General features: G+C 71.9%; 20 protein-coding genes. 9 read left to right on the plus strand and 11 right to left on the minus strand.

Annotated features, from left to right (window positions below; all coding sequences use genetic code 11):
• Window positions 1-6 precede the first annotated feature (6 nt).
• A complete protein-coding gene (locus ABD999_RS32075; protein WP_271274715.1) occupies window positions 7-753 on the minus strand; it encodes an N-acetyltransferase in 747 nt (248 codons plus the stop codon).
• A 12-nt stretch (window positions 754-765) separates the two neighbouring features.
• On the minus strand, window positions 766-1,239 hold the full coding sequence (locus ABD999_RS32080) for an Lrp/AsnC family transcriptional regulator (protein ID WP_246639931.1): 474 nt from the start codon (window positions 1,237-1,239) through the stop codon (window positions 766-768).
• A gap of 64 nt (window positions 1,240-1,303) precedes the next feature.
• On the opposite strand from ABD999_RS32080, the gene ABD999_RS32085 reads away from it, so the two are divergent.
• Window positions 1,304-2,653: a pyridoxal phosphate-dependent decarboxylase family protein gene (locus ABD999_RS32085; RefSeq protein WP_271274714.1), complete on the plus strand. Its 1,350-nt coding sequence runs from the start codon at window positions 1,304-1,306 to the stop codon at window positions 2,651-2,653.
• 1 nt (window position 2,654) lies between these two features.
• Here ABD999_RS32085 and ABD999_RS32090 read toward each other — a convergent pair whose 3' ends face one another.
• From ABD999_RS32090 to ABD999_RS32100, 3 genes are all read right to left on the minus strand, one after another.
• The gene (locus tag ABD999_RS32090) at window positions 2,655-3,131 is read right to left on the minus strand and encodes a hypothetical protein (RefSeq protein WP_271274713.1); all 477 of its coding nucleotides are present in this window, start codon (window positions 3,129-3,131) and stop codon (window positions 2,655-2,657) included.
• A gap of 72 nt (window positions 3,132-3,203) precedes the next feature.
• The gene (locus ABD999_RS32095) at window positions 3,204-4,880 is read right to left on the minus strand and encodes an FAD-dependent oxidoreductase (protein ID WP_271274712.1); all 1,677 of its coding nucleotides are present in this window, start codon (window positions 4,878-4,880) and stop codon (window positions 3,204-3,206) included.
• Entirely contained in the window at window positions 4,862-6,364 is a 1,503-nt protein-coding gene (locus ABD999_RS32100) for a succinic semialdehyde dehydrogenase (RefSeq protein WP_271274711.1), read from the minus strand. Before ABD999_RS32100 ends, ABD999_RS32095 begins: the two co-directional genes overlap by 19 nt.
• Before the next feature lie 118 nt (window positions 6,365-6,482).
• Between ABD999_RS32100 and ABD999_RS32105 the strand changes: the two genes are divergently transcribed.
• Window positions 6,483-8,408 carry a beta-propeller domain-containing protein gene (locus ABD999_RS32105; RefSeq protein ID WP_271274710.1) on the plus strand — a complete coding sequence of 642 codons (1,926 nt, stop codon included), beginning with the start codon at window positions 6,483-6,485 and terminating at the stop codon, window positions 8,406-8,408.
• Here the strand turns inward: ABD999_RS32105 and ABD999_RS32110 are convergent.
• Entirely contained in the window at window positions 8,403-10,133 is a 1,731-nt protein-coding gene (locus ABD999_RS32110) for a glycerol-3-phosphate dehydrogenase/oxidase (RefSeq protein ID WP_271274709.1), read from the minus strand. The two genes, ABD999_RS32105 and ABD999_RS32110, sit on opposite strands and share 6 nt — an antisense overlap.
• Window positions 10,134-10,177: 44 nt before the next feature.
• Entirely contained in the window at window positions 10,178-10,948 is a 771-nt protein-coding gene (locus ABD999_RS32115) for a DeoR/GlpR family DNA-binding transcription regulator (protein ID WP_271274708.1), read from the minus strand.
• Between the two features lie 127 nt (window positions 10,949-11,075).
• Between ABD999_RS32115 and ABD999_RS32120 the strand changes: the two genes are divergently transcribed.
• The 4 genes from ABD999_RS32120 to ABD999_RS32135 are packed head-to-tail and all read left to right on the plus strand — an operon-like array spanning window position 11,076 to window position 14,821.
• Entirely contained in the window at window positions 11,076-11,948 is an 873-nt protein-coding gene (locus ABD999_RS32120; RefSeq protein WP_219545130.1) for an SIS domain-containing protein, read from the plus strand.
• Window positions 11,945-13,078: an N-acetylglucosamine-6-phosphate deacetylase gene (nagA, locus tag ABD999_RS32125; protein WP_271274707.1), complete on the plus strand. Its 1,134-nt coding sequence runs from the start codon at window positions 11,945-11,947 to the stop codon at window positions 13,076-13,078. Before ABD999_RS32120 ends, nagA begins: the two co-directional genes overlap by 4 nt.
• Window positions 13,078-13,980 carry a 1-phosphofructokinase family hexose kinase gene (locus tag ABD999_RS32130; RefSeq protein ID WP_271274706.1) on the plus strand — a complete coding sequence of 301 codons (903 nt, stop codon included), beginning with the start codon at window positions 13,078-13,080 and terminating at the stop codon, window positions 13,978-13,980. The genes nagA and ABD999_RS32130 overlap by 1 nt, the downstream gene beginning before the upstream one ends.
• Before the next feature lie 13 nt (window positions 13,981-13,993).
• Window positions 13,994-14,821 carry a class II fructose-bisphosphate aldolase gene (locus ABD999_RS32135; RefSeq protein ID WP_271274705.1) on the plus strand — a complete coding sequence of 276 codons (828 nt, stop codon included), beginning with the start codon at window positions 13,994-13,996 and terminating at the stop codon, window positions 14,819-14,821.
• A gap of 22 nt (window positions 14,822-14,843) precedes the next feature.
• On the opposite strand, the gene ABD999_RS32140 is transcribed toward ABD999_RS32135, so the two are convergent.
• Window positions 14,844-15,806 carry a DsbA family oxidoreductase gene (locus ABD999_RS32140; RefSeq protein ID WP_271274704.1) on the minus strand — a complete coding sequence of 321 codons (963 nt, stop codon included), beginning with the start codon at window positions 15,804-15,806 and terminating at the stop codon, window positions 14,844-14,846.
• A gap of 57 nt (window positions 15,807-15,863) precedes the next feature.
• Here ABD999_RS32140 and ABD999_RS32145 point away from each other — a divergent pair, with 57 nt between their 5' ends.
• Window positions 15,864-16,430: a TetR/AcrR family transcriptional regulator gene (locus tag ABD999_RS32145; RefSeq protein WP_271274703.1), complete on the plus strand. Its 567-nt coding sequence runs from the start codon at window positions 15,864-15,866 to the stop codon at window positions 16,428-16,430.
• Window positions 16,431-16,526: 96 nt separating this feature from the next.
• Here ABD999_RS32145 and ABD999_RS32150 read toward each other — a convergent pair whose 3' ends face one another.
• The 3 genes from ABD999_RS32150 to ABD999_RS32160 form a co-directional block, all read right to left on the minus strand.
• A complete protein-coding gene (locus ABD999_RS32150) occupies window positions 16,527-17,789 on the minus strand; it encodes a PP2C family protein-serine/threonine phosphatase (protein ID WP_271274702.1) in 1,263 nt (420 codons plus the stop codon).
• 224 nt (window positions 17,790-18,013) lie between these two features.
• The gene (locus ABD999_RS32155) at window positions 18,014-18,337 is read right to left on the minus strand and encodes an STAS domain-containing protein (RefSeq protein WP_271274701.1); all 324 of its coding nucleotides are present in this window, start codon (window positions 18,335-18,337) and stop codon (window positions 18,014-18,016) included.
• Between the two features lie 120 nt (window positions 18,338-18,457).
• A complete protein-coding gene (locus ABD999_RS32160) occupies window positions 18,458-19,045 on the minus strand; it encodes a DUF5994 family protein (protein WP_271274700.1) in 588 nt (195 codons plus the stop codon).
• A gap of 229 nt (window positions 19,046-19,274) precedes the next feature.
• On the opposite strand from ABD999_RS32160, the gene ABD999_RS32165 reads away from it, so the two are divergent.
• Together ABD999_RS32165 and ABD999_RS32170 are read left to right on the plus strand one after the other, a co-directional pair.
• Window positions 19,275-20,201 carry a tyrosine-type recombinase/integrase gene (locus ABD999_RS32165; RefSeq protein WP_271274699.1) on the plus strand — a complete coding sequence of 309 codons (927 nt, stop codon included), beginning with the start codon at window positions 19,275-19,277 and terminating at the stop codon, window positions 20,199-20,201.
• Window positions 20,202-20,360: 159 nt separating this feature from the next.
• Window positions 20,361-20,621, plus strand: a complete 261-nt coding sequence (locus ABD999_RS32170) for a hypothetical protein (RefSeq protein ID WP_271274698.1) — start codon at window positions 20,361-20,363, stop codon at window positions 20,619-20,621.
• Window positions 20,622-20,691: the final 70 nt, after the last annotated feature.

Here is a 20,691-nt window from a genome sequence, read left to right on the forward strand (position 1 = left end):
GAAACGCTAGCGGCCGAGTGGGTGGCTGACCCAGACGTTGGGCTCGACGTAGACGGCGTGATCGTGGCCGGGTTCGACGTGGACGGGGTTGAGCGCGCCCGGCACCTCCGCTGGGCCCGGCCGGTCGAACGGCAGGCCGGTCCACTCGCGCCACTCGGCGAGCGTGCCGGCGATCGTCATCGAGCGCGGCGCCACCTTGACGATCTCGCCTCCCGCCCGTACGTGGACGCGCAGCCACGGGTCGTGCGGCAGCCCGTCGGGGCGGGTGCGGAAGGCGTACTCCGCCATGGGGGTGTGCGGCTCCAGGTGCTTGTGGTTGGGGCGGACCGGCGCGACCAACTCGTCGAAGCCGAGGCGGGCGGCGTTGGCGCGCATGGCGGCCACCATGAGCGGCGAGACGCCCTTGCCGAGCAGGTCGCGGCGGACGGTGATCTCCAGGGCGGAGATCCGGCCGGGGCGCTCGCCGCGCTCGCGGGTCAGCCAGGCGCGCCTGATGACGCCGTCCCAGCCGTCGTCGGGCAGCTCGCCGTCCTTAAGCGTGAACGGCATCGTGCAGCCCCGGGCGGCCAGCCGGCCCGGCTCGGCGTCGTCGTCGGCGACCAGGACGTAGTCGGTGTAGGCCGTGTCGGCGACCGCGTAGAAGAAGTCGGCGATCGGGTCCTTCATCATGAACTCCGGCCAGGAGTGGTCCATGTCCCACAGGGTGGGGATGAACTCGGGGCGCTCGGAGAGGGTGGTGATCCGCAAGGCCATGGGCGGATATTTTCACATTTCGGAGGGCCGCTGGACGGGTTGATCCTCACTCTTGAAGATCAAGGTGGTCTGCAGGTGCACGATCTCGGGCCGTACCAGGAACCTCTCCAGGCAGAGCCGGTGCAGGTGCTCGGCGTCGGCCACGGCCACGTGCACCAGGAAGTCCTCGGCGCCGGCCACGTGGAAGAGCGTGATCGTCTCGGGCAGCGACAGCACGAAGCTCCGCAGCGGGTCGACGAGCTGGCTCGTGTGCGGCCGTACCCGCAGCGCGAGCAGCGCCTGCAGCGGCCGGCCCAGCTTGGCGACGTCGACCGAGGCGCGGAAGCCGGTGATGATCCCGCGCCGCCGCAGCGCGCGCACCCGTTCGAGCGCGGTGGAGGGCGCGACGCCGAGCCGCTCGGCGAGATCCTTGTTCGGCAGCCGGGCGTCGCGCTGGAGTGCCGCCAGGATGGCCAGGTCGATCGAATCCAGTTCGGCATTATGCATGGAAATTGCCCTCCAATTCGGCAACACTAGCCGCACGCCGATGATGTCCTCACTATTTCGAGATATGTGGAACGTTGAGGAGTTCACCGAGTCGGCCGGCATCACGGTCGAGGAGCTGTCCGCCTATGTGGCGGAGAGCCAGCGGGGCGAGGCCCCCGTGCTCAGGCGCACGCCGCCGCGCGAGCTGGCGGACCGGCTGGGCCTGCGTGAGCTGATCGTCAAGGGCGGCATGACCCCCGCGTCGTACCGCGGCTTCCTGCGCGCCTTCCTCGCCGAGAGCACGCGGCTGCACCACCCGGCGTTCCTGGCCCACCAGACCGCCTCCCCCGACTTCCCCGCCGCGCTGGCCGACCTCGTGCACGGCGCGATCAACAACCCGATGAACATCTACGAGATGGGCGCCTCGGCGGCCACGGTCGAGTTCGAGGTCCTGCGCTGGATGCTGGACAAGGTGGGCTTCCCGGCCGGCGGCGGCGTGCTGACGCACGGCGGCTCGCTGGCCAACCTGACGGCGATGCTGGCGGCCAGGGCGCGGGTGGCGCCGGAGGCGTGGGAGGAGGGCGTGCCGGGCGACCTGGTGATCCTGGCCTCGCCGTCGGCGCACTACTCGATCTCCCGCGCGGTCTCGATACTCGGGCTCGGGCAGCGCGCGGTGGTGCCGCTGGAGACGGACGAACTGGGCCGGATCGACCCGGCCAGACTGCCGGACATCTCGGGCAAGCGGGTCATGGCGCTGGTCGCGGCGGCCTGCGCCACCGGGACCGGACTGTACGACGACCTGCGGGCGATCGGCGAGTGGTGCCGCGAGCGCGAGGTGTGGTTCCACGTCGACGGCGCGCACGGCGCCTCGGCCCTGCTGTCGGACCGGCACGCCCACCTGCTCGACGGCATCGGGCTGGCCGACTCGGTGATCTGGGACGCGCACAAGATGCTGCGCACCTCGGCCCTGTCGGCGGCGGTGCTGGTGCGCAGGGAGAGCGACCTGGACGCGGCCTTCAAGCAGGAGGCCAGCTACCTGTTCTACGGCGACCAGGGCTTCGACCAGATCGCCCGTACGGTCGAGTGCACCAAGGCCGAGCTGGGGCTGAAGGTGTTCATGAACCTGGCCTGGCGCGGCGAGCGCGGCCTCGGCGACTACGTGGCCTCCCGGTACGACACCGCCCACCGGTTCTGGGAGCTGGCCCGCGAACGCCCCGGGTTCACGGTGCCGTACGAGCCGGAGAGCAACATCGTGTGCTTCCGCCACGGCGACGGCGACCAGGTGGCGATCCGCGAACGGCTGATGCGCGACGGCACCTTCTACCTCACCTCGACCGAACTGGCCGGGGTCCGCCACCTGCGGATCACGGTGATGGCCCCGGCCACGGACGACGCCACCCTGACAGCACTCCTGGACGAGATCGAGGCTTTCTAGATCAACGGCAGGCGACGCCGGTCTTGCTGAGCCTGCCGTTGTAGTCGTTGCCCGGCCCGGTGTGGTCGCCGTGCCTGGCGTGGATGCTCACGCACATGTTCTTGCCGTAGACCTTGACCGGGCCCGCGTAGTACTTGAAGCGGCCGGTGTCCTTGGCGTAGTTGTTCTTGACGTTGTCCTCGGCGAACCTCTCGTTGTACATCTCGATGAAGAGGGGCGTCTTCTCGCCGTACCGCTGGTGGCCGGAGCGCTTGACCAGCGCCGCGCAGTTCCACCCGGTGGCGGCGTTGTAGAAGAGCTTGACGTCGCTGATGTAGTACGTGCTGCCGTCGAGCGCGTCCTTCATCGGGATCTTCCAGCTGCCGACCTGCGTGCCGCTGCAGCCGTACGCCGCGGCGGCGGCCGGTGGGGCGGCGACCAGGTGCAGCCCTAGGGCGGTGACCCCGGCAAGGGCGGCGGTCATGGTTCGCTTGAGCATGGTGAAACCCCCGAAAGTGGAAAGTTTGCCTAAAACGCCCTAACCACTTCTCCGGGGGGCTCACACCTCCTGTTACCGATTCGTGATCCAGAGCGCGGCGAGGGCCGTGGCGGGGACCGCCGGGCTGCGCGGGGGGATCGGGGGCAGGGGCCGGTAGGCCGTGCCGAGCGGCGGGCGGGCGTCGGGGTCGCCCGCGTTCGGCCAGAGCGCCATGGCCCGCTCGGCCAGCGCGGTGATGGTCAGCGACGGGTTCACGCCCAGGTTGGCGGCGACCGAGGACCCGTCCACGACGTGCAGGCCCTCGTACCCGTAGAGCCGGTGGTACGGGTCGATCACGCCTTCCCCGGGCGAGGCGCCGATCGAGCAGCCGCCGAGGAAGTGGGCGGTCGCGGGGATGTCGAACAGGTCCAGCCACGACCCGCGCGGCTCGCCGCCGACCTCCTCGGCCCCGATCCGCACCGCCTCGTGGCCCGCCGGGATCCAGGTGGGGTTCGGCTCGCCGTGCCCCCGGGTGGAACGCAGCCCGAACCGGCCGCGCCGTACCGTGATCGAGTTGTCCTTGGCCTGCATGACCAGCGCGATCAGCGACCGCTCGGACCAGCCGCGCAGGTCGAGCAGCCCGAGCGCGCGCAGCGGACGGCGGGCGGCCTCGCGGGCGAACGCCTTCCACCGGTTCTGGCCGCCGTCGATCAGCAGCGTGCGCAGCAGGCCCATCGCGTTGGAGCCGTCGCCGTAGCGGACCGGCTCGATGTGCGTCTCGGCGTCCGGGTGGAAGGACGAGGTGATCGCCACCCCGGCGTTGAGCTTCTCGCCGCCGCGCGACGGCCGCTCGAAACCGAGCAGCGCCTCGGAGTTGGTACGGGTGAGCGTGCCCAGCCGGGGCGAGATCCGGGGCAGCGTGCCGTCGTCGCGCAGCCGGTGCAGCAGTCGTTGCGTGCCCCAGGCCCCGGCCGCGAAGATCACCTGCCGGGCGGTGAAGACCCGGCGCCGCCTGGCCGAGCCGGTCCGCCGGGCCAGCACCTCGTAGCCGCCGGACGGCAGCGGGCGCACCGAGGTGACCGTGCACTCGGCGTAGACCCGGGCGCCGGCCCGCTCGGCCAGGTAGAGGTAGTTCTCGGTGAGCGTGTTCTTGGCGCCGTGGCGGCAGCCGGTCATGCACTCGCCGCACTGGACGCAGCCGCGCCGTTCGGGGCCCGCGCCGCCGAAGTACGGGTCGGCGCCGTCGGGCCCGAAGTAGACGCCGACGGGGGCCGGGCGGAACGTGCCGCCCACGCCCATCCGATCGGCGATCTTCAGCATCACCGCGTCGGCCGGGGTGTGCGCGGGGTTGGTCGTCACCCCGAGCATCCGCTTGGCCTGGTCGTAGTAGGGCGCCAGCTCGGCCTTCCAGTCGGTGATCGAGGCCCACTGCGGGTCGCGGTAGAACGGGTCGAGCGGCTCGTACAGCGTGTTGGCGTACACCAGCGACCCGCCGCCCACCCCTGCCCCGGCGAGCACCATCACGCCGGTGCCCTTCTCGCCGCGGAGCAGGTGGATGCGCTGGATGCCCTTCATCCCCAGCCACGGCGCCCACAGGAAGTCGCGCAGCCGCCAGGAGGTCGCGGGCAGCGAGGACCGGTCGAAGCGCCGCCCCGCCTCCAGCACCGCGACCCGGTAGCCCTTCTCGGCCAGCCGGAGCGCCGAGACGCCGCCGCCGAACCCGGAACCGATGACGACGACGTCGAACCCGCTCACTTGACCCTCAGCCACTTCATCACCTTGAGCGTGGTGGTCAGCACGTCCGCCCACGTCTCCTGGGCCAGGTCGAACGGCGGCTCGATGCGCAGCCAGGACGCCTGGGAAGCCACGGTCTGCGACTCGGTGTAGCGCAGCAGGCCCTCCGTGCCGTGCCTGCGGCCCAGGCCGGACGCCTTCATGCCGCCCATCGGGGCGTCGTAGGAGGCGTACGCGGCGCCGTACCCCTCGTTGATGTTGACCGTGCCGGCCTTGATCCGGGCGGCCAGCGCGCGGCCGCGGGAGGTGTCGGAGGTCCAGATGGAGGCGTTCAGGCCGTAGGCCGTGTCGTTGGCCAGCTCGACCGCCTCGTCGTCGGAGGCGAACGGGTAGAGCGACACCACCGGGCCGAACGTCTCGTCGCGGCAGAGCTCCATGTCGTCGGTGACGCCGGTCAGCACGGTCGGCTCGTAGAACAGCGGCCCGAGGTCCGGCCTGGCCTTCCCGCCGGCGAGCACGGTCGCGCCGCGGGCCACGGCGTCGTTGACGTGCCGGGTGACGGTCTCCAGCTGGTGGCGGTGGGTCAGCGAGCCCATCTGGACGGACCAGTCGCGGCCGGGGGCGAGCTTCATGTTGCGCACCTGACGGGCGAAGCGGTCGGCGAACGCCTCGAACAGCGACGTGTGCACGTACAGCCGCTCGATCGAGAGGCACAGCTGGCCCGCGTTGGCGAAGCAGGCGCGGATCGCGCCCTGCACGGCCAGGTCCAGGTCGGCGTCGTCGAGCACCAGCATCGGGTTCTTGCCGCCGAGCTCCAGCGAGCAGCCGACGAGCCGCTTGGCCGCCTCCTCGGCGATCTTCCTGCCGGAGCGGGTGGAGCCGGTGAAGGCCACGTAGTCGGCGCCGTCGAGCAGCGCCTCGCCGATCTCGTCAGGCTCGCCGGGCACGACCTGCCAGAGGTCGCGCGGCATGCCGAGCTCCACCAGCAGGTCGACGGCCCACCGGGTGGACAGCGTGGTCTGGGTGTCGGGCTTGTGCACCACCGCGTTGCCGGCCAGCAGCGCGGGCACGGCGTCGGTGACGCCCAGCGACAGCGGGTAGTTCCACGGCGAGATGAGCGCGACCACGCCCTTGGGCCGGCGCAGCTCGCTCACCCGGGTGGCGATCGGGAACACGCCCTTGCGTCCCTGCGGGGCGAGCAGTCCGGGCGCCCGGCGGGCGTAGTAGAGCACGCAGCCCGCGACGTCGAGGACCTCCTCGAAGGCGTGCGAACGGGCCTTGCCCGTCTCGTCCTGGAGCAGGTCGAGGATCTCCTCGCGCCGGTCCAGGATCACGTCGTGCAGCCGCAGGAACGGCTTCACCCGCTCCTGCACGGGCCTGGCCGCCCACTCCTCCTGCGCCGCCCGCGCTCTGCGGTACGCCTCGCGCACATCTTCCGCGCCGGCCAGGGGGAGTTCGGCGAGGGGTTCGCCGGTGAACGGAGCGATGATCTGCCGGGTTCTGCCGGTGGTGACGTGCATGCCAGAAGGATATTCGGGTTGGCTACCGACCGGTAGTTATCGGCAACGGACGTCGGCGCACCGCGGAGAGCCGATCTTCACCCTTGAACCGGCCGCCGGGCTGATCCGTTGTGAGGGCATGAAGACGCTCACCCGGCCGATCGCGGCTGCCGCCGCGCTCGTGGCGGCTCTCGCCGCCTGCACCTCGGCACCTCCTGACAAGGCGCCCAGCACCCCGCTCGGGCAAGTCCGCCTGGTCTCCTACAGCGACTGCGACGAGCTGCTGGCCGGGTTGCGCGAGAAGGCGGCCGCGAACGTGGGCCCGTGGGGCTTCGGCGGCCCGCAGATCATGTACATGGAAGACGCGACGGCGGCCAGGGACAGCACGGCCAAGGCGACCCCCGACCACTCCACCACGAACGTGCACGAGGCCGGCGTGGACGAGCCCGACCTGGTCAAGACCGACGGCGACCGCGTCTTCACCGTCAGCGGCGGCGTCCTCCGGGTCATCGACACCGCCACCAGGAAGGTCACCGGCTCGCTCGACCTGAAGGGCGACGACGGCGGCTACTCCCCCGCCGACCTGCTGGTCTCCGGTGACCGGGCGCTGGTGCTGCTCCAGGGCGGCGGCATGGCCGCGACCCGGATCGCCGACGGGTTCGCGCCGCCGGGCCAGACCCGGTACGTGCTCGTCGACCTCGCGGGCGAGCCGAAGGTGATCGGTTCGATCAAGCCCGAGGGCGCCCACGTGGACGCCCGCATGGTGGGCTCCACGGTCCGGCTCGTCACCCGCGGCCAGCCCGCCATCGCCTTCCCCGAGGCCAAGGAGAACGTCGGCGAGGCCGAGCGCAAGGCCATGAACCAGGCCGTGGTCCGCGGCGCCCCGCTGACCGCCTGGCTGCCCGAGATCGAGATCACCGACGCGTCGGGCGCCGTCAGGAAGGCCACGGTGCCGTGCGAGCGGGTCAGCCACCCGGCCGAGTACACCGGCACCTCGATGCTCACCCTGCACACGCTCGACCTGGCCCAGGGCGTCACCGCCGCAGGGTCGGACCCGATCGCGCTCGCCGCCGACGGCGACATCGTCTACGGCACCGGCCAGAGCCTGTACGTGGCGAGCAACCCGCGCTGGTGGTGGCCGGTCCAGCCGGTGGACGTCGAGCAGGCCCCGGCGACCGAGCCCTCACCGGCCGAGCCCACCCCCGGGGGGCCGCCGCCCGAGGAGACCGAGGTGCACCGGTTCGACGTCTCGGGGGCAGGCGCGCCCTCGTACGCGGCCTCCGGCAAGGTGCCGGGGCGGCTGCTTAACCAGTACTCCCTGTCGGAGCACGACGGCCACCTGCGCGTCGCCACCACGCTCGGCTCCGCCGACGGCAGGAGCAGCTCCAGCAGCGTGCACGTGCTCGACGCCGCCGGCATGAAGACCGTCGGCCAGGTCGGCGGGCTGGGCAAGGGCGAGCGGATCTACTCGGTCCGGTTCATCGGCCCGGTCGGCTACGTCGTCACGTTCCGCCAGGTGGACCCGCTCTACACGCTGGACCTGCGCGACCCGGCCGCCCCGAAGGTCACCGGCGAGCTGAAGATCACCGGCTACTCGGCGTACCTGCACCCGGCGGGCGACGGGCGGCTGATCGGCGTCGGGCAGGAGGCCAGCACGGAGGGCAGGACGCTCGGCACGCAGATCTCCCTGTTCGACGTCGCCGACCCGGCGAACCCGCGCAGGCTCTCGCAGCTCTTCCAGAAGGACTCCGGCTCCGAGGCCGAGTGGGACCCGCACGCGTTCCTCTACTGGCCGAAGACCGGCACCGCGGTCATCCCCCTCAGCAGCCACGCCGACGGCACGTTCGAGACCGGCGCGACCGTACTGAAGATCACCGACTCCGAGGTGACCAGGACGGGCACGATCCAGCACCCGAGCCGCACCGAGCAGGGCCTCGCCTACCAGCCCGGCATCCAGCGCTCGATGGTGATCGGCGACGCGATCTGGACGTTCTCGTACGAGGGCGCGCAGGTCAACGACCTGGCCACGCTCGCGAAGCAGGCGTGGATCCCGCTCACCTCATGACGAGGGCTCGACCGGCACGATCTCGGGGGCGCCGAGCCTGATGGCGTCGGCCTCCTGGTCGGTGTCCTGCTCCTGCGACAGGCGCTCGGCCTCGATGCGCTTGGTGTAGTACTCGACCTCGCGCTTGACCTGCTCGTCGTCCCAGCCCAGCGGGCCGGCGAGCAGTTCGGCCGCCTCCTGGGCGACGGCCGTGCCGCGGTGGAAGGTCTCGATGGAGATGTGCGTGCGCCTGGTCAGCACGTCGTTCAGGTGGCGGGCGCCCTCGTGGGTGGCGGCGTAGACGATCTCGGCCCGCAGGTAGTCGTCGGCCCCGTACAGCGGCTTGCCCAGCGACGGGTCGGCCTCGACCAGCGCCAGCACCTCGTCGATCATCGAGCCGTACCGCTGCAGCAGGTGCTCGATCCTGGCCACGTGCAGGCCGGAGTCGTACGCGATCCGGTGACGGGAGTTCCACAGCGCCTGGTAGCCCTCCGCCCCGGCCAGCGCGATGCGGTCGGTGCACGAGGACGGCACCCGCTGGTCGAGCCCGTGGGCGACGGCGTCGACGGCGTCCTTGGCCATCACCCGGTAGGTGGTGTACTTGCCGCCCGCGATCATCACCAGGCCCGGCACCGGGTGCGCGACCACGTGCTCGCGCGACAGCTTGGACGTCTGGTCCGACTCGCCGGACAGCAGCGGCCGCAGCCCCGCGTAGACGCCCTCCACGTCGTCCCTGGTCAGCGGCACCGACAGCACCTCGTTGACGTGGTCGAGCAGGTAGTCGATGTCGGCACGGGACGCGGCGGGGTGCGCCTTGGTCAGGGTCCACTCGGTGTCGGTGGTGCCGATGATCCAGTGGCGGCCCCACGGGATCACGAACAGCACGGACTTCTCCGTACGGAGGATGAGCCCGGTGCGCGAGTGGATGCGGTCGCGCGGCACCAGCAGGTGGATGCCCTTGGAGGCGCGCACGTGGATCTGGCCGCGCCCGCCGACGAGCTCCTGGATGTCGTCGGTCCAGACGCCGGTGGCGTTGACCACCTGCTGCGCGCGCACGTCCAGCTCGTCGCCGGACTCCAGGTCGCGCACCCGCACGCCGGTGACCCGCTCCCCCTCGCGCAGGAACCCGACCGCCTGGGCGCGCGGCGCCACGTGGGCGCCGTAGGTGGCGGCGGTGCGCAGCAGCGTCATCACGTAGCGGGCGTCGTCGACCTGCGCGTCCCAGTACTGCACGGCGCCGGTGAAGGCGGACTTCCGCAGCGCCGGGGCCAGCCGCAGCGCCCGCTTCCTGGACAGGTGGCGGTGCCCCGGCACGCCCCTGGTGAGCCCGGAGGCGAAGCCGAGCGTGTCGTAGAGCATCACGCCCGCTCCCACGTACGGGCGCTCCCACCCGAAGTGGGTCAGCGGGAACAGGAAGGGCACCGGCCGGACCAGGTGCGGGGCGATGCGCTGCAGCAGCAGCGCCCGCTCCTGCAACGCCTCGCGGACCAGGTCGAAGTTGAGCTGTTCGAGATAGCGCAGGCCCCCGTGGATCAGCTTGGACGAGCGCGAGGAGGTGCCCGACGCGAAGTCGCGGGCCTCGACGAGCCCGACCTCCAGCCCTCGCGTGGCGGCGTCGAGCGCGATGCCCGCGCCGACCACCCCGCCGCCGACCACGACCACGTCCAGCTCGCGCGACGCCATCGCCGCCAGCGCCGCCCCCCGCTCGACGGGCCCGAGCCGGGCCACGCACTTACCCGCGGCCATCCGCATTCCCCCTGCGTTGTGAGACTTGGGTCCATACCTACCCGTTATGCGCGAATCACCTTCACGCCCGCCTCGGCGAAGCGGGCGGCGTCGGCTTCGGGCAACCGCTGGTCGGTGACGAGGGTGTCGATCTCCCCGATGGGGCAGATACGGGAAAATGCCCGCTTCCCCAGCTTCGAGGAGTCCGCCACCACGGCGACCTGCGCCGCCCGGCTGATGAGCAGGTGGTTGACGCTCGCCTCGCCCTCGTGGTGCGCCGAGGCGCCGAGCTCCACGTCGAGCGCGTCGACTCCGAGGAAGGCTATGTCGAGCGTGACCTCCTCCAGCACGCCCGAGGCCAGCGGCCCTATCAGCTCGTACGACTGCGGCCTGGCCACCCCGCCGGTCACCACGATCTTCACGTGCTGCCGGACCACCAGCTCGGCGGCGATGTTGAGCGCGTTGGTGACGATCGTGAAGCCCGACTCCAGCGTCGCCTGCGTGGCCAGCGCGCGGGCCAGCTCGGAGGTGGTGGTGCCGCCGTTGAGCCCGACCACGGCGCCGGGCCGTACCAGCTCGGCGGCGGCGGCCGCGATGCGGTGCTTCTCGTCGGCGTGCCGGGCGGTCTTGTAGCGCAGCGGCAGGTCGTAGCTGACGCTCTGGGCGACCGCGCCTCCCCGCGTGCGCATGAGCATCTGCTGCTGGGCGAGCTGGTCGAAGTCGCGGCGGATGGTCGCGGTGGAGACGTCGAGCGCGCGGGCCGCGTCTTCGACGGAGAGCCTGCCTTCTTGCGCGAGCAGCTCGAGGATCGCGTTCCACCGGTCGTATCGGGACACGATCACCCTCCTTCGGAGATCCGTCAAGGGGGCAAGCGTGGCATACCCTCGCATCGGTAGCCACCAGTGCCCAATTTTGCACTTTTATGCTATAAAAAATGCAGAAACAAGCATTACGGAGGTAGCGGTGACCACCCATACCGAAGCCGAGATCGCTTCCCAGCCCGACTGCTGGCGCCGAGCGGTCGCCGGCGTCCCCGCCGGCGCGCTGCCCCGCCCGGGAGAGCGGGTCGCCGTCGTCGGCTGCGGCACCTCCTGGTTCATCGCGATGGCGTACGCGGCCCTGCGGGAACGCGCCGGGCAGGGCGAGACCGACGCGTTCGCCGCCTCCGAGGCGCCCACCGGGCGGCGCTACGACCGGGTGCTGGCGCTGAGCCGCTCCGGCACCACCACCGAGGTGCTCGACCTGCTGTCCAGGCTCGACACCGCGTCCACGGCCATCACCGCCGACCCGGAGTCGCCGATCATGCGGGCCGCCGGGCAGGTGATCGTGCTCGACCACGCCGACGAGCGCTCGGTCGTGCAGACCCGGTTCGCCACCACCCAGCTCGCCCTGCTCCGCGCCAGCCTCGGCGAGGACCTGGAGCCCGTCATCGCCGACGCCGAGCGGGCCCTGGCCGAGCCGCTGCCCGACGAGCTGATCACCGCCGAGCAGGTCACCTTCCTCGGCTCGGGCTGGTCCGTCGGGCTGGCGCAGGAGGCCGCGCTGAAGATGCGCGAGGCGTCCCGCTCGTGGACCGAGGCCTACCCGGCGATGGAGTACCGCCACGGCCCGATCAGCATCGCCGGCCCCGGCCGCGTCACCTGGATGCTCGGCACCGCCCCCGAGGGCCTGCGCGCGCAGGTGGAGGCGACCGGCGGCACGTTCACCGAGAGCGACCTGGACCCGATGGCCGAGCTGGTCCGCGCCCAGCGGGTGTCGGTGGCCAGGGCGTTCGCCCGCGGGCTCAACCCCGACGAGCCCCTCCACCTCACCCGATCTGTGATCCTTTCTCCATGAGCCTTACTCTCGCCGACGCCCGCATCGTGACCCCCGACGCAGTCCACGAGGGGTGGCTGACCATCGAGGACGGCCGCATCACGCATGTCGGCCACGGATCCGCCCCCCGTCCCGGCCACAGCTTGGGCGGGCGGCACGTCGTGCCCGGCTTCGTCGACATGCACAACCATGGCGGGGCGGGCGGGTCCTTCCCCACCGGCGAGCAGGACAAGGCGCGCGACGCGGTGGCCCTGCACGCGCGCCACGGCACCACCACGACGGTGGCCAGCCTGGTCACCGACACCCCCGAGCGCCTGGCCGCGGCCGCCGCGTCGCTGGCCGAGCTCTGCGACGAGGGCCTGCTGGCCGGCATCCACTTCGAGGGCCCGTACATCGCCAGGGCGCGCTGCGGCGCGCACGACCCCGAGCTGCTGCGCGAGCCGTCCCCGGCGGAGTTCGCCGCGCTGGTCAAGGCCGGGCGCGGGCACGTGCGGATGCTGACGATCGCGGCCGAGCTGCCGGGCGCGCTCGACACGATCCGGATGGCCGTCGCCGAAGGCGTGGTCGCCGCGCTCGGCCACAGCGCTGCCGACTACGAGGGGACGCTGGCCGGCATCGAGGCGGGCGCCACCGTGGCCACCCACCTCTACAACGCGATGCCGCAGCTCGGTCACCGCGACCCCGGCCCGATCGCGGCGCTGCTGCAGGACGAGCGGGTCACGGTCGAGCTGATCAACGACGGCGTGCACGTGCACCCTGCCATGCTCCGGCTGGCCTGCGCGGTGGCCGGGGCCGACCGGGTGGCGATGATCACCGACTCGATCTCGGCGACCGGGCTGAGCGACGGCGAGTACCTCCTCGGCCCGATGCGGGTGCGGGTGGTGGACGGCGTGGCCCGGCTGACCGAGGGCGGCTCCATCGCGGGCTCCACGCTCACCATGGACACCGCCTTCCGCCGGGCCGTCCGCGAGCTGGGCCTGGCGCTGCCGGAGGTGTCGCGCATGACGGCGCTGACCCCCGCCCGCGTGCTCGGCCTGTCCGGCCGGACCGGCTCGATCGCCGTCGGCAAGGACGCCGACCTGGTGGTGCTCGGCGACGACCTGGAGGTGGCGGGCGTGATGAAGCGCGGCGCCTGGATCGCGGAGCCCTGATGATCCTCACCGTGACGCTCAACGCCGCACTCGACGTCACCTACGAGACGCCACAGATCTCCTGGGACGGGGTGAACCGCGTCGCCGCGGTCCACCGGCGCGCGGGCGGCAAGGGCGTCAACGTGGCCCGCGTCCTGGCCGCCCTGGGCCAGGACGTGCTGGTCACCGGCCTGGCCGGCGGCCCCACCGGCCGGGCCGTCGAGCGTGACCTGGACTCCGCGGGCCTGGCGCACGCCCTGGTGCCCGTCGCGGGCGAGACCCGCACCACGCTCGTCGTCGCCGAGCCCGCCGCGCACACGCTCTTCAACGAGCCGGGGCCGACGGTGGGCGAGGACGAGTTCGCCGACTTCCTGCGCACGTACGAGGCGCTGCTGCGCGAGGCGCGGGCCGTCGTGCTGTCGGGCAGCCTGCCGCGAGGGCTTCCCGTCACCACGTACGCCACGCTGGCCGCCTTCGCCCGCGACCGGGGGGTGCCCGCGATCGTCGACGCCGACGGCGAGCCGCTCCGCCACGCGCCCGACGGCCGCCCCGCGATCATCAAGCCCAACGCCGAGGAGCTGGCCAGGGCCGTCCCGCACGGCAGCCCGGAGGAGGGCGCCGAGGCCCTGCGCGACCGCGGCGCCGGGGCGGTGATCGTGTCGCTGGGCGCGTCGGGGGCGCTGGCGGTCACGGCCGACGGCACGTTCCGCGCCCGCATGCCGTACGCGGTCGACGGCAACCCCACCGGGGCCGGCGACGCGCTGGTGGCCGGGCTGGCGCTCGGCCTGGTCGCCCCGGGACCGTGGCCCGAGCTGCTGCGCCGGGCGGCCGCGCTGGGCGCCGCCGCGGTGGCCGCGCCGGTCGCCGGCGCCTTCGACCCGGGCGTGTACGAGGCCGTCCACCCGCTGATCGAGATCGTCTGAAGGAGCCCCCGTCATGCCCCTCACCGGAATCGGCGACGTCATCCGCCAGTCCCCCGCCGGGGTGGGCGCGTTCAACGTCATCCAGCTGGAGCACGCCACCGCCATCGTGGCCGGGGCCGAGGCCCTGGGCGTGCCCGTGGTGCTGCAGATCAGCGAGAACTGCGTGCGCTACCACGGCGCGCTGGAGCCCGTCGCGCTCGCCGCGCTCGCCGTCGCCCGCGCGGCCACCGTGCCGGTCGCCGTGCACCTGGACCACGCCACCGACCGCGCGCTGGTCGAGGAGGCGGTGGCGCTCGGGCTGGGCTCGGTGATGTTCGACGCCTCCGCGCTGCCCGACGAGGAGAACGTGGCCGCCACCGCCGAGGTGACCGCCTGGTGCCGCGCGCGCGGCGTCTGGGTGGAGGCCGAGCTGGGCGAGGTCGGCGGCAAGGACGGCGTGCACGCCCCCGGCGCCCGCACCAAGCCCCACGAGGCGGCGGACTACGTGGCCAGGACCGGTGTGGACGCGCTGGCCGTGGCCGTGGGCACCTCCCACGCGATGACCACCAAGGACGCCGTGCTCGACCTGGCGCTCATCGCCGAGCTGCGGGCCGCGCTGCCGGTCCCGCTGGTCCTGCACGGCTCCTCGGGAGTGCCCGACGACACCCTGCGCGAGGCTGTACGGAACGGCATGAAGAAGATCAACATCGCGACCCACCTCAACAAGGCGTTCACCGGCGCCGTCCGCGACCACCTCACCCGCGACGCGGCGGTCGTCGACCCCCGCAAGTACGTGAAGTCCGGCAGAGACGCCGTCACCCGCGAGGTCACCCACCTCCTGTCCGTCCTCACGTCGTCCTGACCGCCCGGAGTACGCCTGGTCGTCAGGCGTACTCCGGTGCCATCACCGCCGCCATCCGCAGGTGCGGACCGGCCTCCTCCGCGTGGCCCTGGCGCTGGAGGGTGCGGCCGAGCAGGTGGCGGGCGTACGCGTCGTCCGGCGTGGCCGCGACCAGCCGCTCCAGCACCGCGCGGGCACGGCCGAGCTGCGCCGACAGGTAGTAGCAGCGCCCGGCGAGCATGAGCACGTTGCGGTCGTCGCCGTGCTCGTCCAGCAGCGGCCTGAGCAGCGCCAGCGCGCCGAGCGGGTCGCGCTGGTCGAGCAGCGACTCCGCGTGGCGGTAGCGCTCGACCTCCTCGGGCAGCCGGCGCGCGGGCCGCGCCGCCAGCACGAACTCCCTGATCACCTCCGCCGACTGGGCCCCGGCCAGCGCCTCGGACCCGGCGACGATGGTCGGCGAGGTCCTGACGCCCATGGCCTTGCCCTTGAGCAGCAGCTCCCGTACGAGCTCGTCGCCCGCGCCGGCGTCGAGCAGCGCGCCCCCGCCGGCGAAGCCCGCGTCGGCGGCGAGCCGGTGGAGGGTGCCGCGGTCGCTGATGTCGAGCCGGTCGAGGAAGTGGGCCTTCATCACCCGCTCGGCCACCGCGTCCTGCAGGGCGGGACCGCCGTGCTCCAGGGCGAGGGCGATCAGCCGGTGGGCGTCGCGGCTGTCGGCCCGCCAGGCGGGACCCCACGTCCAGCCGAAGCCTTCCTCGGCGGCGACGAGGGCCACGCGCACGCGGTTCTCGCCGGGGGTGAGATCGGGCGCGCACCGGCGCAGGGCGGCGTCGACCGTCGGGTCGGCCATGGCCTCCTCGTGCGGGACCGCCTGCGCGGGCGCCATCGGGTCGATGCGGAACGGCCGCCACACGACCTCGACGTCCAGCCCTTCGAGCGCCCTCTCCACTCGCCGCTTGCCGATGTAGGCCCAGCCGCAGACCACATCGGCCCAGATCTCGATTCGCATGCTGACAATCTATGCGACAACTGTTGATTAAGCAACATCTGTCGTATAGTGACCCTCGTGAACCCCGACGATCCACGCGCCCGGCGCACCCGGGCGAGCCTGCGCGCCGCCGTCCTCGATATCGCCACCGAGCGCGACCTGGGCGCCATCACGATCTCCGCCGTCGCCAAGCGGGCCGGGGTCAACCGGGCCACGTTCTACCTGCACTACCCGGACGTCGACGCGCTCGCCGCCGACGCCATGGAGGAGGCGGTCGCCGAGGTGGCCAGGGCCGCCGCCCTCTGCCCGCTGGACGCCCCGCGCGACCGCGCACCCGAGCCGCTGACCACGCTCTTCACGCACATCGACGGCAACGCCGAGCTGTACGCGTGCATGCTCGGCACCCAGGGCAGCCCGCGCTTCTGCGCCCGGCTCAGAGAGCGGCTCACCGCCGAGCTGGAAGCCCGCTTCGCCGCCGGCGCCCGGCCCGCCGGCTTCGCGGACGTTCCGCCCGGCACGCACGCCGCCTACCTCGCCGGCGCGCTGACCGGCGTGATCGCCCACTGGGTGATCGACTCACGGGACACGCCGTCCGCCGACGTCGCGCTCGCCTTCTGGCGCCTCTTCCGCCCGGCTGGTAAGTGATCTCCATGCACAGAAGCCGCGTCTACGCCCTGGACATCTCCGACATCGTGCCCAACCTGGCTGCCTGATCGTCGGCGTGCCGTCGGTGTGTGCCAATCATGTCGCCTCTTGCGGCACCGGCACCCTGGCGTTTTCCAGAATGAGGTGCTGTTGCCGCTTGGTACGCCACTCGACCATCAGGACGGTGGCATCGTCCTGGAGCCGGCCGCGCTGGCGCTCCAGGATGGTCTGGATCAGCCGGCGCAGTGTTTCCGGAGCCGACATGCCGTCGGCCTCGCGGCGCACGATGAAGTCGATGAAGCGCTCCAGCCCGAACACCTGCCCATCCGGGCTCTGGGCCTCGATGATGCCGTCGGTGTAGAACAGCAGCCGGTCCCCGGGTTCGAGCTGGTAGCGCAGCAGGCCGGTGGACAGTCCCAGGCCGAATCCCATCGGCGGATCTGGCACGCCGCTCAAGGTGGCGACCTGCTGGCCACCTCGGATCACCAGGGGCGGATGGTGGCCTCGGTTGACCCAGGTCAACCGGCCGGTCCGCAGGTCCAGATCGGCCAGGACACCCGTGGCGAAGCGTCCGGTGAACTGCTCGGCGATCACGGCGTCGATCGCCTCGCTGGTGGCGGGCAGGTCTTTACCCTGGCGGCGGCTGGTGCGAGCGGACCCCATGGCGATGGTGGCGGTCAGACCGGCCGCGGCGTCGTGCCCCATCGCGTCGAAGATCGACACATGCAGGGTGTCGCCGTCGATCGCGTAGTCGTAGGCGTCGCCGCCCACCTCGTAGATGGGCTCCAGCGCGGCGCTGACCACCACCCTGTCGTCGGCGAAGGTTCTCGGCGGGAGCAGGTTCCACAGCACCTCAGCCGACAGCGTCATCGGCTGAGCGCGGACCAGGCGCGTATAGGAGTCGCTGTGCGGGCCTTTGCTGATCAGCAGCAGCGAGACGAGCAAGGCCAGTCGGCCGGCCAGCAACGCAACGCCTTCTGACCCCTGCGGCACGGTCACTTCCAGGACACCGATCCGCTCAGTGCCGTTCAGCAACGGCACCCACATTCGGTGCGGCCCGTGCCCGGCCGGCGACGCCCGCACCGTCTCGGGCGCGGCGGGGTCCAGCATGTGCCGAGCCTGGACGATCTCCACGCTGCGGAAGGCCCGCCCGGCCATGGTGGCGTCGATGCGGATCGGTTCGAGTGGCTCGCGGAACACGTCGTGCCGCCCGGCCAACGGCACCAGCATCCGCTGCTGCAGGTCAGCTACGTAGATCACAGTTTGGGAGAAGCCGGTCAGCCGTCCGTACTCGGCGACCAGGCCCGGCAGATCCTCCATGGCGGCCAGCTGACTGGCCTCCAGCAAGCCGCCCAGCATCCGCTCACCATCACCCGTCATCCCAGCGCCTTCCTGGAGATCCTCCCCTCACCATAGATTTTCTCTCTGCCCGGAACGAGCTTTCTCTCAAGCGTGCTGACCAGGGCTAAGGTCTCCCGGGCGCGCCGGGGCAGGTGCCGGTGCGCGGCGTGTGTTCGCCGGCCACCGTGCGTCGGCGGCCAAGGACGTCGGCGGGCTGCCAGTGCACGTGGTCGGCATGCCGGTCACGCCATGATCGGGAAGCGGTGATCTAGGCCGGTGATGCGCAGCAACCTGGCCATGCGCGGGGGAACGCCGGTCAGGGCCAGCGTGATTCCTCGTGTCCGGGCACGGCTTTGCACGCCGATCAGCACGCCGATCCCGCCTGCCCCGCAGAAGGTGACCCGGGACAGGTCCAGGACGAGCAGGCCGGTGCTGTGGGCGAGGGTGTTGATCAGCCTCTGGCGCAGGCGGGCTGTGGTGAAGATGTCGATGTCCCCCCACAGATGCACGAGGGTCGGCGCCGAGGCGCCCGCCCCGGCGAGCGGGACGGTGTCGATGACGGTCATGGAAGTCCTCCTCAGAGGAGAAGCTGAAAGGTCATAAGATGCCTGCCGGCCGAAGATCGGCCTGCCGCCAGTAAGGGCGGTGCCAGGACCGCTCGATCCGGCCGGCAGGCGGCACCCGGGTCATTCCGTCGTTGTCGGCCGTCCCATGGATGAGTGCGCCACCTGCCCGATGAGCGACCCGCCCTGGTCCTCCCAGCGGGCCGAGCCGTCGGCCGTGGCACGCGGAGCGGGGTAGGCCGGCCAATGCACGAGGGCGAGGATGGCCTCGATGCTCAAGCCGGCGATGTCCTGGGCGGTGAGCTTGAGCGTGGCCTCGGCGGCGCCGGCGGCGGTACCCGAAGGGATGATCAGCAGGACGACCGGCTCGCCGGCGGCGAAGCTGAAAGTGATCACGCGCGGGTCGGCGTGGCGGAGCCAGCCGATGCGGATCTGACGCCCGCGCGCCGGGATGCGGCGCGGGATGTGCTGCCACGCATCGCCATGCAGGCCGACGCGGAGCGTGACCCGATCCAGCAGCCGGTCGACGGCGGCGATGAGACCGGGCAACTCGGCTGCCGCGTCACGGGAGGAGGGCCACCAGGCCCCGTCCACCACCGCTCGCCGATTCGGCACCGGGCGGAGACTGAGCCGTAGCGCGGAATCGACCCGAGGGATCGCGGGCGAGGCGGAGCTGAGCGGTGCGGGTTGAGAAAGAAGTGTCGGCGTCATGGTTGCCTGACCTGTCCGGGCCCCTTCGAAGGGCCGGTGGTGGTTCGCCGGGGGCGACGCAGACCTGGATGCCAACGCTCAAAAGTCCTCGGTGTCTAGAGTCTACCTCACGGCTTCCGGAATTATCCGATTCCGGAAGTAGACTTGACGGGTGACTTCCAGAAACACGCCTGGAGAGATCGCACAACCGGCCGGAGCAGCTTCCGGAAACACAAGCCGGTCGCGGGCCGTGCCGCTCCCGGCCCTCCACGCCGCCGTCCTGGCCGACTACACCGCCGCGCTGGAGCACGCCCCGCTGGCCGACTCCACCAGGACCAAGTACGCCTCCCGACTGCGCGGCTACCTGGCCTGGTTGGCCGACCAAGCCGACGCCGGCGATCTGGACGGCGACCCGCTCACCGATCCCATCGCCGCCACCGGCGCGGTACGCGGCTTCCGCCGCCACCTCAAGAGCGGCCGCCGCGCCCCCAACACCATCGACACCTACCTGTCGGCCATCGACGACTTCTACTCCCGCCGCAACCTCGGCAAGCCCCAGGCCCCCCGCGAACGCGACTCCCTCCGCACCGCCCCCCGCGCCCTGGACACCCGGCGCACCCGCCGCTACATCCACCACGTCCAGTTCACCGCATCCCCCCGCGACAAGGCCATCGCCCTGCTGCCCTACTACGCCGGCCTGCGCATCTCCGAAGTCGTCGGCCTCGATCTGGCCGACGTACGCCTGTCAGCCGGCAAGGGCGAACTACGCATCCGCGGCAAAGGCCGCGACGACGGCAAGACCCGCCTGCTGCCCGTCCACCCCGGCCTGAGCCAGGCCCTGACCGACTGGCTGGCAGCCCGCGCCGATTGGAAGAGGGCCGGCACCCACGCCGCGCTGTTCCTCAACCACCGCGGCGGCCGTCTGAGCGACCGCGCCGCCCGCGACATCATCACCGGCTTCGGCGACGCCGTCGGCCTGGGTGACGACCCCGCCGAGCCCTTCAGCCCACACGTCCTGCGCCACACCTTCGCCACCCAGCTCATCCGCGCCGGCAAGGACCCCATCCTGGTCGCCGAACTGCTGGGGCACGGCTCGTTGGACACCACCCGCCGCTATGCCCTGCCGAGCGAAGCCGACAAGGGAGCCGCTTTGGACGCCCTCATCACCGACCACTGACCAGAGCGACAACCCGGTTCGGAGCGGGTGGCGCGATTGTCACTCCCGTGTTCCAGCCCGGCTGGAGGGCGCCGCGGTAGGCGAATGGAGCGCAGTCTGCCTACAGCGTTCGACGCTGGGCAGGGGTCCCTTGCGGATTCTGGCGAAGGGAGCCGGCCGATGCCTGAGAATGTCGCACTGGTCATTCGATTCCACCTGATGGGCGGTGAAGACGTCTCCGTGATGAGCGGGGACTTCGACGGGGAGCCGGAGGCGGTGGCGGCGATCGCCCGTGCTGTGGACGAGCGGCGCAGCCTGGTGTTGATGCGGGCGAGATATGGCCATGAGGACGACGTGCACGGCGTGGTCGTCAACCTCGCCAACGTGGTGTCGGCGCGTGTGTCTAAGACAGACGCCGTCGAGGCCGGTCAATACCTGTAGCAGCGGGCCGCTCCGACATCAGACATCCCGTCCACGAAGACAACCCCGCCAACCTCCACCTCGTACCCCG

The sequence above is a fragment of the Nonomuraea ferruginea genome, from assembly GCF_039540635.1.
GTDB lineage: Bacteria > Actinomycetota > Actinomycetes > Streptosporangiales > Streptosporangiaceae > Nonomuraea > Nonomuraea ferruginea.

Bases quoted from the DNA above. Each gene is read 5' to 3' on its own strand.
- ABD999_RS32075 (WP_271274715.1), bottom strand. From the start codon at position 753: ATGGCCTTGCGGATCACCACCCTCTCCGAGCGCCCCGAGTTCATCCCC.
- ABD999_RS32100 (WP_271274711.1), bottom strand. From the start codon at position 6,364: ATGCACGTCACCACCGGCAGAACCCGGCAGATCATCGCTCCGTTCACC.
- nagA (WP_271274707.1), top strand. From the start codon at position 11,945: ATGAGCCTTACTCTCGCCGACGCCCGCATCGTGACCCCCGACGCAGTC.
- ABD999_RS32105 (WP_271274710.1), top strand. From the start codon at position 6,483: ATGAAGACGCTCACCCGGCCGATCGCGGCTGCCGCCGCGCTCGTGGCG.
- ABD999_RS32150 (WP_271274702.1), bottom strand. From the start codon at position 17,789: ATGCTGGGCGGCTTGCTGGAGGCCAGTCAGCTGGCCGCCATGGAGGAT.
- ABD999_RS32085 (WP_271274714.1), top strand. From the start codon at position 1,304: ATGTGGAACGTTGAGGAGTTCACCGAGTCGGCCGGCATCACGGTCGAG.
- ABD999_RS32135 (WP_271274705.1), top strand. From the start codon at position 13,994: ATGCCCCTCACCGGAATCGGCGACGTCATCCGCCAGTCCCCCGCCGGG.
- ABD999_RS32170 (WP_271274698.1), top strand. From the start codon at position 20,361: ATGCCTGAGAATGTCGCACTGGTCATTCGATTCCACCTGATGGGCGGT.
- ABD999_RS32155 (WP_271274701.1), bottom strand. From the start codon at position 18,337: ATGACCGTCATCGACACCGTCCCGCTCGCCGGGGCGGGCGCCTCGGCG.
- ABD999_RS32080 (WP_246639931.1), bottom strand. From the start codon at position 1,239: ATGCATAATGCCGAACTGGATTCGATCGACCTGGCCATCCTGGCGGCA.
- ABD999_RS32130 (WP_271274706.1), top strand. From the start codon at position 13,078: ATGATCCTCACCGTGACGCTCAACGCCGCACTCGACGTCACCTACGAG.
- ABD999_RS32160 (WP_271274700.1), bottom strand. From the start codon at position 19,045: ATGACGCCGACACTTCTTTCTCAACCCGCACCGCTCAGCTCCGCCTCG.
- ABD999_RS32110 (WP_271274709.1), bottom strand. From the start codon at position 10,133: ATGGCCGCGGGTAAGTGCGTGGCCCGGCTCGGGCCCGTCGAGCGGGGG.
- ABD999_RS32140 (WP_271274704.1), bottom strand. From the start codon at position 15,806: ATGCGAATCGAGATCTGGGCCGATGTGGTCTGCGGCTGGGCCTACATC.
- ABD999_RS32090 (WP_271274713.1), bottom strand. From the start codon at position 3,131: ATGCTCAAGCGAACCATGACCGCCGCCCTTGCCGGGGTCACCGCCCTA.